Consider the following 13,846-nt stretch of genomic DNA (forward strand, 5'->3'; position numbering starts at 1 on the left):
AACTTTGTCGTTGTTTAGCTCTTTGGAGAGATTGATGAAAGTTCGTAATTCCGCAGTGCGGTTGGGATTGCTCCCGGCCGGCATTGCCATTGCCTTGACCCCGGCATTTGCTTCGGCGCAGGACGCCGCTGCCGGTGCGACCACCCTGGACCGTCTGGAAGTCACTGGCTCGCGTATCCGCGGCGCCAACATGGAAACCCAGCAGCCGATCCTGACCCTGAGCCGTGAGAACCTGGAAAAGCAGGGCTTCACCTCGGTCGCCGACGTGCTGCAGAACATGACCTCTGCCGGTTCCCCGGCGATCTCGCGTTCGGAAGCCCTGGCTTCGGGCGAGAACGTGGGTGGTTACTACATCGACATCCGCAACCTGGGCGCAACCCGCACCCTGGTGCTGATGAACGGCAAGCGCCTGGGCGCTACCTCGGGCGGCTACCAGGATCTGAGCCAGATCCCGATGTCGGCCATCGAGCGTATCGAAGTCCTGAAGGACGGCGCTTCGGCCATCTACGGTTCGGACGCCATCGCCGGCGTGGTCAACGTGATCACCCGCAAGCGTTTCGACGGCGCTGAAGCCCAGGTCTACCTCGGCCAGTACGGCGAAGGCGACGGCGAAACCAACCAGTACTCCTTCACCATGGGCTCGGAAGGCGAGCGTGGTGGTATCACCCTGTCTGCCGAGTATTCCAAGCAGGATCCGGTGATGGCCAAGGACCGTTGGTTCTCGAAGGACGGTGCCAAGGGCCCGAACTCGACCACCGCTGACTGGAGTGCCCTGAGCCAGAACGGCTCGTGGTGCGACCCGCGCGTGTTCAACGACTGCATCAAGCAGGGCAATGAGCCGAGCCCCATCTGGCAGACGCTGAATCCGGGTGGTGATCCGACCAACCCGAACGACTACCACCAGATTACCGCTGCCGAGTATGCAAACTCGAACCAGCAGATGATGCTGCAGACCGGTATCGAGCGTAAGTCGGTGTACGTCAACGCCAACTACGATTTCACCGACAGCATCTCGTTCAATGCAGACATTCTGTACAACGAGCGCACCACCGATCAGCAGATCGCCGGCTACCCGTACCAGTCCCAGGCTTTCGGTACCCCGCTGGCAGGCAACAGCGCTTTTAACCCGGTTGGTCAGGATGTCGAATTCCGCCGTCGTCTGTGGGAAGTGCCGCGTACCACTGAAAGCAAGCTGAAGACCCTGCGCTTCGCGCCGACCGTCAGCGGCTTCTTCGAGTTCGCCGGCAAGTCGTTCGACTGGAATGTGGGTGCACTGTTCAACCGCAACGAGTCGACCAAGACCAACCATGGCGATATGAGCCTGATCGCTGCACGTCAGGCCCTGGGCCAGTCGTACATCGATGCCAATGGCGTTGCACGTTGCGGCACCGCTGCCAGCCCGATCGAGGGTTGCTATGCATGGAACCCGCTGCTGCCGGCAGGTGTCGCTGGCCCGGGTTCGCTGGACAACAAGGACCTGCAGAACTTCCTGTTCCCGTCCTTCACCACCACCGGCGTGACCAAGACCACCTCGTTCACCGCTGACCTGTCCGGTTCCATCGTGACCCTGCCGGCGGGCGATCTGGGCTTCGCCATCGGCGTGGAACACCGTGAAGAGGAAGGCCGCTTCGTGCCGGACGCCTTCATGCAGTCGGGTGAGTACACCGGCCTGGCGCAGACCACCACCAACGGCAAGTATGATCTGGACGAGGTTTACCTCGAACTGAACATCCCGGTGCTGGCCGACATGGCTTTTGCCAAGGAACTGACCGTCAATGTTGCTGGCCGTTACTCGGACTACAGCAACTTCGGCGACACCGTGAACGGCAAGTTCGGCATCACCTGGCGTCCGCTGGATGAGCTGCTTGTCCGCGGCACCTACGCTGAAGGCTTCCGCGCTCCGTCCGTGGACAACCTGTACGGCGGCACCGGTTCGAGCTTCGAGAAGTACACCGATCCGTGCTCGGTGGGCGTCCCGGGTTCGATCGCCGGCAGCGCCGCCTGCACCAACGCTGGCGTGGCGCCGAACTATGTCCAGCTGGGTCAGGGCTTGGAGCCGTGCACCACCTGGCCGTGCGCTACCCCGGACCAGTTCATTTCGGGTTCCAACCCGAACCTGCTGCCGGAAACCTCCAAGAGCAAGACCATTGGTCTGGTGTGGAGCCCGCGCTGGGTGCAGGGCCTGGACATCTCGCTTGACTGGTTCAACTACCAGATCAAGGACATGATCATCTCCGACAGTGTCGACCGTATCCTGCGTGACTGCTACGTGCTGGGCAACGCTGCGCGTTGCGAAGGCATCGTGCGCGCTGACGACGGCCACATCACCCAGCTGTTCTACGGTCTGGCCAACCTGGGTCAGATGGAAACCGAAGGTTACGATCTGGGCGTGAAGTACCGTCTGCCGGAGCTGGCAATCGGCCAGATCAGCCTGGATTGGCAGACCACCTATACCGCCAAGTACGATGAGCAGGGTCAGAACTCAGCCGGCGAGACCATCACCAGCGGTTACGTCGGCTCCCCGGGCATCTTCCGCGTGCGCTCGAACCTGGGCGTGAACTGGGAGAAGGGCGATTGGGGTGTCAACTACACCGCGCGTTACTACTCGGGCATGAAGGAAGACTGCATCTCGACGGCGGACGGCTGGTGTGATCTGGCGGACCGTTACCAGAATGGCGAGTGGGCACCGCTGCGTAGCACCGGTTCGAACACCTTCCATGACCTGCAGGTCAGCTACAAGGCTCCGTGGGATGCAACCATTGCCGTTGGTGCGAACAACCTGTTCAACCACCGCGGTGCACTGCAGTATTCGGCTCCGAACAGCGATTACGCCTACTACGGCGGTTTCGATATCGGCCGCTATGTGTACCTGAAGTACACCCAGCGCTTCTGATCCATCGAAGCACTGTGAAGCAGTACGAAGGGGTGGGCCGTATGGCCCACCCCTTTTCTGTTGAGGCTGGCAATTGCGTTCAAGCGACTGCTTGTTGCGTCAGACTGCCGGCATGCAGATACGACAACGGCCGCAGAAGCGGCCGTTGTTGTATGCAGTGCGGGCTTGCCGGGATCAGGCTTCGACGCTGATTCCCAGCAGGTTTTCCGCCATCTCGCGCCACTGTTCGAGCTTGGGCAGCATGTGGACACTGGCCAGGTACTGCTCATCGACGTCGCGTCCGGATGCCAGCGCGGTTGCCACATGCACGGCACCGGCAACCCAGAAGCTGCGTACATTGGAACGCGCAGGCTGCAACTGGAACGCAACTGCCTCGATGATCGGCATCGGCAGGCCCCACAAGCCCAGCAGGTAAGCGCCAGCCTCGGCGTGGCCGGGGCGCGGGTCTTCCGCATCGGCGGGCTCACGCTCGTCGCGCACGCCCGGTAGCAGCAGGCCGATATCGGCGAGCAGTGCGGCAGTGGCGCCCAACTCGGCGCTGGAGGCGGGCAGGATCTTTGCTGCCAGCCGCGAGGCCATCAAGGCGCGTGACTGCAATGCGTTGCGCTCTGGGCCGGACATGCCGGGTAGGGCGAACACTTCGCTGGCCAGCACCAGGTCGCGCAGGGTCGACAGGCCCAGCCGGGTGACCGCGCCGCGCAGGTCGGAGATCGCACGGCCATTGTTGAAGAACGCCGAGTTGGACAGCTGCAGGACCTTGGCCGCGATGGCCGGATCGGCTGCCACCAGCTTGGCGATTTCAGCCGCGTTGCTTTCCTCGTCCTCCTCCAGGGCGTGCATCAGGCTCAGGTAGAGATGCGGCGGGGAGGGCAGCTTCTCGATGCGGCCGATGGCCTGGCGCAGGCGCGGGCTGTCCAGCAGCTCCCGCAGTTCTTCCAGGCTGGTCAGGGCTTCGAGCAGCACTTCCGGCGCCAGTGGTAACGGCAGGAAGCGGTGGGCAACGCCGATGATGCGTGCCGATGGCGCACGCTGCGGGTTGTCGCCATCGATCAAGGCGATACGGATGGTTTCAGGGCGCAGGGTGCGGATCTGGCCGAGCAGGGTGGCCGGGGCCAGGTCTGGCAGCAACGGCGCGACGATGATGGCGTCGATGGTGGCGGACGCCACGGCCACGATGGCCGCACTGCCGTCCGGCACCGACTGCACTTCCCAGTCATCACCCAGATCGCCGATGTATTCAAGCAGTTCGGCGGACAGTTCGGCGTCGCCGCCGACTAACAGGATTCGCAAGACACTTCCCCTAGAAAAAACCCACAACCCCAAACAAAAACAGGCCGGGTAACCGGCCTGTCAATGTATCCAATCGCTGTAAACCGGTCATGCGTCGCACCGGCGAAACGTGATGTCTGTCGCTGCTGCTGACGTCTGTTACAGCGCCCCGGGGGGCTGGATCAGACCTCTTCTTCCTGCTTGGCCAGGTAGGTCTTGTGCGCGTCGATCAGGATCTGCTTGGCTTCGGCGGCGTTGCCCCAGCCCTCGATCTTGACCCACTTGCCCTTTTCCAGGTCCTTGTAGTGCTCGAAGAAGTGGCCAATGCGCTCCAGCCAGTGGCTGGACACCTGGTTGATATCCTCGACGTGGGCATAGCCATTGAAGATCTTGGCAACCGGCACGGCCAGGATCTTTTCGTCGCTACCGGCCTCGTCACTCATCTTCAGCACGCCGACCGGACGGCAGCGCACCACCGAACCGGGGACCAGCGGCAGCGGCAGGACTACCAGCACGTCGGCCGGGTCACCGTCGCCGCACAGGGTCTGCGGCACGAAGCCGTAGTTGCAGGGATAGCGCATCGGGGTGGAGAGGATGCGGTCGACGAAGATCGCGCCGCTTTCCTTGTCCATTTCGTACTTCACCGGCTCCGAATCCTTCGGGATCTCGACGATGACGTTGATTTCTTCCGGCGGGTTCTTGCCCGGCGAGACCAGTTTCAGGCCCATTGCGCTGACTCCGAATCGTAGTGTTTGTGGAAAACGGCCATTCTACGCGTCGGTTTATTGCGCCGCATCAAGGCGACTGAACGAGGTCCAGGTTCAGGTGCGCTTGATGTTCTATTTATTCAATTGAAACAATTGGTTGGGCTGATTTCTGGGTGCCTGCTGCTGATTCCCCGCAAAGAGCAGGCTTCTGCAATTGCAGCTCAAAAGCCGTTCTTCCCCTCGCGACAGCCCGCAGCGCAAAGCCCCTCTCCCCTTGTGGCGGCCCGCAGTGCAAAGCCCCTCTCCCCTTGCGGCAGCCCGCAGTGCAAAGCCCCTCTCCCCTTGCGGCAGCCCGCAGTGCAAAGCCCCTCTCCCCTTGCGGGAGAGGGGTTGGGGAGAGGGGAAAGGGGAGACAAGCGCGACGCGCGCCGGCCTTCCGCTTAGCGCAATGGCACCAGCAGCAACGCCACGATATTGATGCTCTTGATCTGCGCCTGCGGCGCCCCCCATCCCGTTCCCTTCCCCCGCAGGCGGGGGAAGGGCAAAGGTGCCGCGCGCAGTGGGCTTCGATTACAGCAACGGCACCAGTAGCAACGCCACGATATTGATGATCTTGATCAAGGGGTTGATGGCCGGCCCGGCGGTGTCCTTGTACGGGTCGCCCACCGTGTCGCCGGTCACCGCGGCCTTGTGTGCCTCGCTGCCCTTGCCGCCGAAGTGGCCGTCCTCGATGTACTTCTTGGCGTTGTCCCAGGCGCCGCCGCCGGTGGTCATCGAAATTGCCACGAACAGGCCGGTGACAATGGTGCCGATCAACAAGCCGCCCAGCGCCTTGGGACCCAGCAGCAGGCCAACCACAACCGGCACCGCAACCGGCAGCAGCGAAGGCACGATCATTTCCTTGATCGCCGAGCGGGTCAGCATGTCCACCGCCTTGTCGTACTGCGGCTTGCCGGTGCCTTGCATGATGCCGGGGATATCGCGGAACTGGCGGCGTACTTCTTCCACCACCGCACCGGCGGCACGGCCCACGGCTTCCATCGCCATCGCACCGAACAGATAGGGGATCAGGCCGCCGATCAGCAGGCCGATGATCACCGTGTGGTCGGACAGATCGAAGGTAAACACTTCGCCTGGATGTGCGGCCTGCAGGTTGTGCGTGTAGTCGGCAAACAACACCAACGCGGCCAACGCCGCTGAGCCGATCGCATAGCCCTTGGTCACCGCCTTGGTGGTATTGCCCACCGCATCCAGCGGATCGGTGATGTCACGTATGTCCGAAGGCAGCTCGGCCATCTCGGCGATGCCGCCGGCGTTGTCGGTGATCGGGCCATAGGCATCCAGCGCGACGATCATGCCGGCCATGGACAGCATTGCAGTGGCGGCGATGGCGATGCCGTACAAGCCACCAAAGTGGAAGGCGCCCCAGATCGCCGCACACACCGCAACCACCGGCAATGCGGTCGACTTCATCGATACACCCAGGCCGGCAATGATGTTGGTGCCGTGCCCGGTGGTGGACGCCTGTGCCACGTGCTGCACCGGCTTGTACTGGGTGCCGGTGTAGTACTCGGTGATCCAGACGATCAGTCCGGTCAGTACCAGGCCGATCAAGGCGCACAGGTAAAGATTGGTCGCGCCGTAATGCGAGTCGGCCATCAGCTGCGTGGTTACCGGCCAGAAGGCGATGGCGGCCAGCACGGCGGAGACAATGACGCCCTTGTACAGCGCCCCCATGATCGAGCCGCCGGCCTTCACCTTGACGAAGAACGCGCCGATGATCGAGGCAATGATGGACACGCCACCCAACACCAGCGGGAACAGCACCGCATTGCGTCCGGCCTCATCCATCATCAAGCCGCCCAGCAACATGGTGGCGATCACCGTGACCGCGTAGGTCTCGAACAGATCGGCGGCCATGCCGGCACAGTCACCGACGTTGTCACCGACATTGTCGGCAATCACCGCCGGGTTGCGCGGGTCATCCTCGGGGATGCCTGCCTCGACCTTGCCGACCAGGTCCGCCCCCACGTCCGCACCCTTGGTGAAGATGCCGCCGCCAAGCCGGGCGAAGATCGAGATCAGCGAACTGCCGAAGGCCAGCCCCACCAGTGCATGCAGGTTTTCAGTCTGGCTCAGGCCCAGCCGCTGCAAGATCAAGTAGTAACCGGCCACGCCCAACAGGCCCAATCCCACCACCAGCATGCCGGTGATCGCGCCGCCGCGGAATGCCACATCCATTGCAGCGCTGATGCCGTTGCGTGCGGCTTCGGCGGTGCGCACGTTGGCACGCACGGACACGTTCATGCCGATGTAACCGGCGGCACCGGAAAGCACCGCGCCCACGGCAAAGCCGATCGCGGTGTACCAACTGAGGAAAAAGCCGACCAGGACGAACAGCACCACACCGGCAACGGCGATGGTCAGGTATTGCCGGTTGAGATAGGCGCGGGCGCCTTCCTGGATGGCGGAGGCGATTTCCTGCATGCGGGCATTGCCGGCAGGTTGTCGCAAGACCCATTGGGCCGAGATGATGCCGTAGACGATTGCCACGACGGCGCAAACCAAAGCGAGCACAAGACCGTACTGTTCGAGCATGACCCCTCCCAACGTTGGTGGATGCCAACCAGCGAATGGCTGAAGCGGGGGACACGCCGGGTAGATCGAATCACTGGAACAGACCCGGGGCCGCGAACGGCTGTGGTACGTGTCGCTGTGTTCAAACACTCCTGGAGCGGGCCGAGTATGACTGCCAGCTGTCTCCACCGCCAGCCGTCTTCCTGTTTGCCCACCCGTTCAGCACGACAGTGGCAACGTGCGGCCTCTGTCACCAGGAGTTGCCCGATGAAAGCCACCGCCCCGCTGATGTTGCTGGCGCTGTTGCCGCTGTGCGCCGCAGCAGCACCCAAAGCCGAGATCGAGCGGCCAGCGCCCGCCGCACAGGCGACGGGCAGCGTGCATACCGTGCGACAGATTCCCGAAGCCTGTACCCGTATCGAAGGCCGCTTCACCGGTACGGCCGCGCAGCCGTATGACATGCAATTGGTGCGCACCAACCCGCAGTGCCAGCCGCGTGCCGTGTTCCTGGACGCAAGCAAGGTCACGCCCAGCGAAGCGGCAGGCTGGAAGCTCAACGAGGTGGTTCGCATTCCGTCGGCGAGCTGCAGTTCGCAGCAGGCGGTCGTTGAAGTGTGGCGCAAGCCGGCTGGGCAGCAGGTAGCACTGGATGGACAGGGCCAGAACCGTGTCTATCTTGAAGACGCCAAGGCGCAGGCGGCGGCAGGGCGGCTTGCAGCGTTGCCGGCGTACTCGGCGAAAGTGGCCTTGCAGGGGACGGCGTGTCAGTGAGGTTGCTCGTTTTGTCCATCCGGTTGAGCACTACCTGAAGTCATTGCCCGCGTAGCGGGCCAAACGTGTAGAGCGCAGTCATCTTGCGCTGGGGCATTGCCGGGAACGCCTCTGCCGCGCATGGCGCGGCACTACATTGCCTTGGCTATGTTGCTGCACGTCCAATTTGTTGGCAGGCCTCTTTCAGCTCAGCGTTGATCAACGGTTACCAGCAAGGGCGAGGCAAAGATGGCGGCGGGCGAAATCACCGGTTCGGATAGCGGGACGTCGGTGCCATAACGCTCACGCAGCTTGCTGCGGACCACCGGTGCCCGCAGGTCGAAGCTATCCAGCCGTGCGAGCGGCGCCAGTTCGATCGTGGCCGCGTCGCGGTACAGCTTCCACACCAGTTCCGAACAGTAGATGCGCTGGTTCGACCATTCAAAGGTCAGGTCGTAGGGACGGCCGATATAGGTGCTGGCCGCAGCATGCAGCCGCGCCTTGGTTGCCGGCGTGAGCGGGGTGGCGGGGCGCTTGATCACATACCGGCCCTGCAGGCCGCGATCCAACCATGTCTGCAAGGGGGTGTAGCGCACCGGTTGCACGGCTTCCAGCACGTAGGGGCGGCCACTGCGCAACAGCACCACCCCCATGTGGCTGTAGCGCGAACGCGTGGCCGCCTGCACCGCCGCGCTCTGGCTGGAGGTGGAGGTGTGGAAGACGATGTCGCCGTCCTGCGGTGTATAGGCGTTGGCCAAGGGCGCACACGCCACGCACAGCAGCAAGGCGACGCATCGCATCACCTTCGCCGTGATGGCAATGGCGATGGGCGGGCTGGCCGCCGCAACGCCACCGCAACAACGTGGTATCAGCCTTCCCAAGCGGCCAGCTTCTTTGCCACCGGTACGTTCTTCAGGCTCACGTACTTGGGCAGGCCATCGCGGCCATACGGCAGCGGTGCTTCACCGCGGATCAGCGGCTGCAGGTAACGACGTGCCTTCTCGGTGATGCCGAAGCCATCCTTGCGGATGAAGCCGGCCGGCATCTTCTTCTCGTGGTTGGCAACCTTGGACAGCGGCGCGGCCTCGATCTTCCAGCGATAGGGCACATCCGAGCTGCGCACGATCACCGGCATCACCGAGTTGTGCCCCTTCAGCGCGAACTGCACTGCCGCTTTGCCCACCGCCTGCGCCTGTTCCCAGTCGGTCTTTGATGCAATGTGACGTGCCGAGCGCTGCAGGTAGTCGGGCAGGGTCCAATGCACCTTGTAGCCGAGTTCGGCCTTGACCTTGCCGGCCAGGTAGGAGGCCACGCCGCCGAGCTGGGTATGGCCGAAGGAATCCTTGACCCCCCCGGCATCGGCAACGAACTGGCCGTCGGCGGTATGGATGCCTTCGCTGGCTACCACCACGCAGAAGCCGACCTTCTCCACCACCTGTTTCACCTTGGCCAGGAAGACCGGCTCGTCATAGGCGCGTTCGGGCAGCAGGATGATCTGCGGTGCCTCGTTGGGGTTCTCGCCAGCCAGACCGGCGGCCGCCGCCAGCCAACCGGCGTGGCGGCCCATCGCTTCGTAGATGAAAACGCGGGTGGAAGTTTCGGCCATCGCCGCCACATCCAGCGCGGCCTCGCGCACCGACACGGCGGTGTACTTGGCGGCCGAGCCGAAGCCAGGGCAGGTATCGGTCACCGCCAGGTCGTTGTCGATGGTCTTGGGCACGCCCACGCAGGTCAGCGGATAGCCGTATTCCTTGGCCAGCTGCGAGACTTTCAGCGCGGTATCGGCCGAATCATTGCCGCCGTTGTAGAGGAACCAGCGCACGTCATGTGCCTTGAAGACCTCCAGCAGGCGCTCGTATTTTGCGCGGTCGGCTTCCAGCGACTTGAGCTTGTAGCGGCACGAGCCGAACGCCCCGCCCGGCGTATGGGCGAGCGCGGCAATGTTGGCGGCCGACTCCTTCGAGGTGTCGATCAAGTCCTCGCGCAGCGCACCGAGGATACCGTTGCGTGCGGCCAACACCTTGATTTTCTTTGACCTTGCTTCGGCGATGACGGCCGAGGCGGTGGCGTTGATGACGGCGGTGACGCCGCCGGACTGCGCATACAGCAAGGTGCCTTGGGACATGGGCAATACTCTCCAGATCGGGGGACATTCCGGGACATTGGCCGGATGCGGTAAGCTGCACATATTGCGGTGCAGCGTGAATCGGCCCATGAGTCTAACGCCGCTGTCCGTCCCGTTTCCTCAAAACATATGGGAGTCAGGAATGCGATTGGTTCTGTTGGGACCGCCCGGTTCGGGCAAGGGCACGCAGGCAACGAGCCTGAAGGAACAACTGCAGGTTCCGCACATTTCCACCGGTGATCTGCTGCGTGCCGAAGTGGCCGCCGGCACCGAGCTGGGCAAGCAGGCCAAGGCGGTGATGGATGCCGGCAACCTGGTGTCCGACGACATCCTGCTGGGCATGCTGGAATCGCGTCTGTCCCAGGCCGATACCGCCAAGGGCTTCATACTGGACGGTTACCCGCGCAACGTGGCCCAGGCCAATGCGCTGGGCGAACTGTTGGCCAAGCTGAACCAGCCGCTGGACGCCATCGTGCAGCTGGACGTGCCGACCGAACTGCTGGTCGAGCGCATTGCCGGCCGTGCCAAGGAACAGGGCCGTGCCGATGACAACCCGGAATCGGTGCGTCAGCGCCTGCAGGTCTACAACGATTCCACCGCCCCGGTGATCGACTTCTACGCGGCCAAGGGCACCTTGGCGCGGGTTGACGGTGTTGGCGCGCTGGACGAAGTGCTGACCCGCATCCTGGCGGCGATCAAGCGCTGATGACGCGGGGCTGCGGCGGGCAACCGCTGCAGCCGCCCGCGTGCCGCTGCTGCGGCAAACGCGCATACGGAAACGCCCGGATCCATGCACTGGATCCGGGCGTTTCGCTTGTAAAAGCCAGCAAAGGGCGTGCTCACGGCCCCATCAGCATGAGCTCCCTGGGGATGGCCTCTTGGGGAGTAGGACCTGAGGGATACTGAGGCTGGCGTCACGCATTTTCCCTGTGAAACAACTGTGACGGTATCGGGGAATCCCCTACACCAATTGGGGGTACACCTACACGAAACCGGGCTTACCCCTTAACTACGCGCATCGGCGACAATCTTCGGATGAGCAAGATCCATATTCTCGGCATTGCCGGCACTTTCATGGGCGGCGTTGCCGCCTTGGCCCGCGAACTCGGTCATCAGGTCGAAGGCAGCGATCAAGCGGTCTATCCGCCGATGTCCACCCAGCTCGAAACGCTGGGCATCACCCTGTCGCAGGGCTATCTGCCCGGCAATATCAGCGCTGATTGCGACGAAGTGGTGGTCGGCAATGCGCTCTCGCGCGGCAACCCGGCGGTGGAGGCGGTGCTGGACTCGGGTCGCCGCTATACCTCCGGTGCGCAATGGTTGTCCGAGCAGGTGCTGCCTGGCCGCGACACGCTGGCCGTGGCCGGTACCCACGGCAAGACCACGACGACCACCATCCTGGCGTACCTGCTGCAGGCGGCTGGTCGTGAGCCGGGCTTCCTGATTGGTGGCGTGGCCGAGGACTTCGGTGTGTCAGCGCGGTTGGGGCGTTCGATGGTTGGGGGTGCTGGTGCAGCCCGATCCCCATCCGCCCCTTTGGGGCAGCTTCCCCCGGAGGGAGAAGGGGAGGACGTGTCGATCCTTTCGGATCGTCCGCTTTTTGTTGTGGAAGCCGATGAATACGACACCGCGTTCTTCGACAAGCGCAGCAAATTTGTCCATTACCGGCCGCTGGTGGCCATCCTCAACAACCTTGAGTTCGACCACGCCGATATCTTCCCGGACGTGGCGGCGATCCAGCGCCAGTTCCATCATCTGGTGCGCACTGTGCCGGGCCGCGGCCGGCTGATCGTCAATGGCGAGGACAAGCACCTTGCCGAGGTGTTGGCGATGGGCTGCTGGACACCGGTAGAGCGCTTTGGCCTTGATCCGGCGCTGGAGTGGAGTGCGCGGTTGATCAACCAGGATGGCAGTGCGTTTGCGGTCCTGCACCGCGGCGCGGAAGTGGCGACGGTGGAATGGTCGTTGCTGGGGCGTCACAACGTGCTCAATGGGTTGGCGGCGCTGGCTGCTGCACATGCGGTGGGGGTCGATCCGGCACAAGTTGCACCGGCCTTGGCTGGCTTCCACAGCGTCAAGCGGCGCATGGAAGTGATCGGGCAGGCGCGGGATGTGACCATCTATGACGATTTCGCCCATCACCCGACCGCGATCCACACCACGCTGGAAGGGCTGCGCGCCAAGGTAGGCGACGCGCGCATCGTGGTGGCGATGGAGCCGCGCAGCAATTCAATGCGCCTTGGCGCGCATGCCGACGCTTTGGCGCCGTCTTTGGATGTTGCCGATGCGGTGGTGTTCCTGGCGCGACCGGAGTTGCCCTGGGATGCTGCCAAGGTGATCGACGCAGTGCGCGGCGATGCTCAGGCGGTGGCCGATACCGACGCTTTGCTGGTGCAATTGGGCCAGGTGGCGCGTGCGGGCGACCACGTCGTGTTCATGTCCAATGGTGGCTTCGACGGGGCGCCGCGCCGGTTCCTGGCGCAGTTGCAGGCATCCCGTTAAGCCTGGCGTAAACCGCGAAGCCAGCGAGGTAACCCGGGTCAGCACGGCGCCCCCGGGACTTGCCGCAACCGGGTAGGGCGCTGGTCAACAGCGTTCTACGCACACCGCGATGATCATCGCCAAGGCCCCGGGTGCGCTGCGCTTACCGGGGCGACGGTGTTTGGCGGTGCGCGTTGCCTAGCGCGAGGGTTTGGCGATGTATCCCATCAGCGCCGAGATCTGCGCCGATGCGCTCAGCAAGGCCTGCACATGCGCAGGGTCCGGCGTGCTTGGCAGGTAGTGGATCGAACCTACGATCGCCAACGTACCGAACAGCTCGCCATCGCCCTGCAGCAACGGTGCTGCCAGCGCATTGATGCCGATATAGAGTTCTTCGGGCGCATCGGCCCAGCCGCGCTTTCGGACCAGCGCAATCTCCGCCGCCAGCCGGTCCGGATCGACGATGGTGCGCGGCGTACTGGCCGGCAACGTCTGGGTCAGATAGGCGCGGCGCAGTTTTTCAGGGCCGTAGGCCAGGGCGATCTTGCCCTGCGCCACGCTGTTGTGATGGAAGCGCGTGCCCGGACGCAGGCTGATTTCCACCGGTGCGGTGCCGCGCAGCAGGTCCAGCACCACCACTTCGTTGTCGGAGAAGGTGGAAATCACCACCGTCTGCCCGACTTCGTCGCGCAGCTGTTCAAGCATCGGCTTGGCCAGCCCCATCACGTCAAAACGGCTGCTGCAGGCACGGCCCAGCAGGAACATCTGCCAGCCGACGCGGTACTGATTGTTGTCCGGATCCTGATCGACGTAACCGTGCTCGCGCAGCACGCTCAGGTGGCGGTGCACGCGTGCCTTGGGCATGCCCAGCACCTGGGCCAGGCGGGTGACGCCCAGCCCGGTTGGTGCAGCGGCCAAGGCTTCGATCACCTTCAACGAAACGATGGCGGTGGGCAGACCGTGCTCGGTGCCTTCTTCCTGGGTTTCCACCGTGCCGCTGGCGGCACGTACTTCCTGTTTGTCACTGGCAACGTTGCGGGGCAT

Annotated in this window: 10 protein-coding genes; 4 read left to right on the forward strand and 6 right to left on the reverse strand. The window is 63.6% G+C overall.

The window, feature by feature from the left end:
- The first annotated feature begins 34 nt into the window (after positions 1–34).
- On the forward strand, positions 35–2,893 hold the full coding sequence (locus RT460_RS07290) for a TonB-dependent receptor (RefSeq protein WP_313318099.1): 2,859 nt from the start codon (positions 35–37) through the stop codon (positions 2,891–2,893).
- Positions 2,894–3,067: 174 nt separating this feature from the next.
- On the opposite strand, the gene RT460_RS07295 is transcribed toward RT460_RS07290, so the two are convergent.
- From RT460_RS07295 to RT460_RS07305, 3 genes are all read right to left on the reverse strand, one after another.
- On the reverse strand, positions 3,068–4,183 hold the full coding sequence (locus RT460_RS07295) for an HDOD domain-containing protein (RefSeq protein ID WP_313318101.1): 1,116 nt from the start codon (positions 4,181–4,183) through the stop codon (positions 3,068–3,070).
- 161 nt (positions 4,184–4,344) lie between these two features.
- Entirely contained in the window at positions 4,345–4,890 is a 546-nt protein-coding gene (gene ppa / locus RT460_RS07300) for an inorganic diphosphatase (protein ID WP_313318104.1), read from the reverse strand.
- Between the two features lie 549 nt (positions 4,891–5,439).
- Positions 5,440–7,467 (reverse strand): sodium-translocating pyrophosphatase, encoded by a 2,028-nt coding sequence (locus RT460_RS07305; RefSeq protein ID WP_313318107.1) that lies wholly within the window; start codon positions 7,465–7,467, stop codon positions 5,440–5,442.
- A 246-nt stretch (positions 7,468–7,713) separates the two neighbouring features.
- Between RT460_RS07305 and RT460_RS07310 the strand changes: the two genes are divergently transcribed.
- A complete protein-coding gene (locus RT460_RS07310) occupies positions 7,714–8,217 on the forward strand; it encodes a hypothetical protein (RefSeq protein WP_313318109.1) in 504 nt (167 codons plus the stop codon).
- A 188-nt stretch (positions 8,218–8,405) separates the two neighbouring features.
- On the opposite strand, the gene RT460_RS07315 is transcribed toward RT460_RS07310, so the two are convergent.
- Both RT460_RS07315 and RT460_RS07320 read right to left on the reverse strand, forming a co-directional pair.
- Positions 8,406–8,996, reverse strand: coding sequence for a YiiX family permuted papain-like enzyme (locus RT460_RS07315; protein WP_313318111.1), 591 nt, complete (start codon positions 8,994–8,996; stop codon positions 8,406–8,408).
- A 68-nt stretch (positions 8,997–9,064) separates the two neighbouring features.
- Entirely contained in the window at positions 9,065–10,321 is a 1,257-nt protein-coding gene (locus RT460_RS07320; RefSeq protein ID WP_313318113.1) for a 6-phosphofructokinase, read from the reverse strand.
- Positions 10,322–10,463: 142 nt separating this feature from the next.
- On the opposite strand from RT460_RS07320, the gene RT460_RS07325 reads away from it, so the two are divergent.
- Together RT460_RS07325 and mpl are read left to right on the forward strand one after the other, a co-directional pair.
- Entirely contained in the window at positions 10,464–11,027 is a 564-nt protein-coding gene (locus RT460_RS07325; RefSeq protein WP_313318115.1) for an adenylate kinase, read from the forward strand.
- A 329-nt stretch (positions 11,028–11,356) separates the two neighbouring features.
- Positions 11,357–12,823 carry a UDP-N-acetylmuramate:L-alanyl-gamma-D-glutamyl-meso-diaminopimelate ligase gene (mpl, locus tag RT460_RS07330; RefSeq protein WP_313318117.1) on the forward strand — a complete coding sequence of 489 codons (1,467 nt, stop codon included), beginning with the start codon at positions 11,357–11,359 and terminating at the stop codon, positions 12,821–12,823.
- A 177-nt stretch (positions 12,824–13,000) separates the two neighbouring features.
- Here mpl and RT460_RS07335 read toward each other — a convergent pair whose 3' ends face one another.
- Complete coding sequence (locus RT460_RS07335; protein WP_313318119.1) at positions 13,001–13,846, reverse strand: IclR family transcriptional regulator; 846 nt, start codon at positions 13,844–13,846, stop codon at positions 13,001–13,003.

Source organism: Stenotrophomonas sp., assembly GCF_032061965.1.
GTDB lineage: Bacteria > Pseudomonadota > Gammaproteobacteria > Xanthomonadales > Xanthomonadaceae > Stenotrophomonas.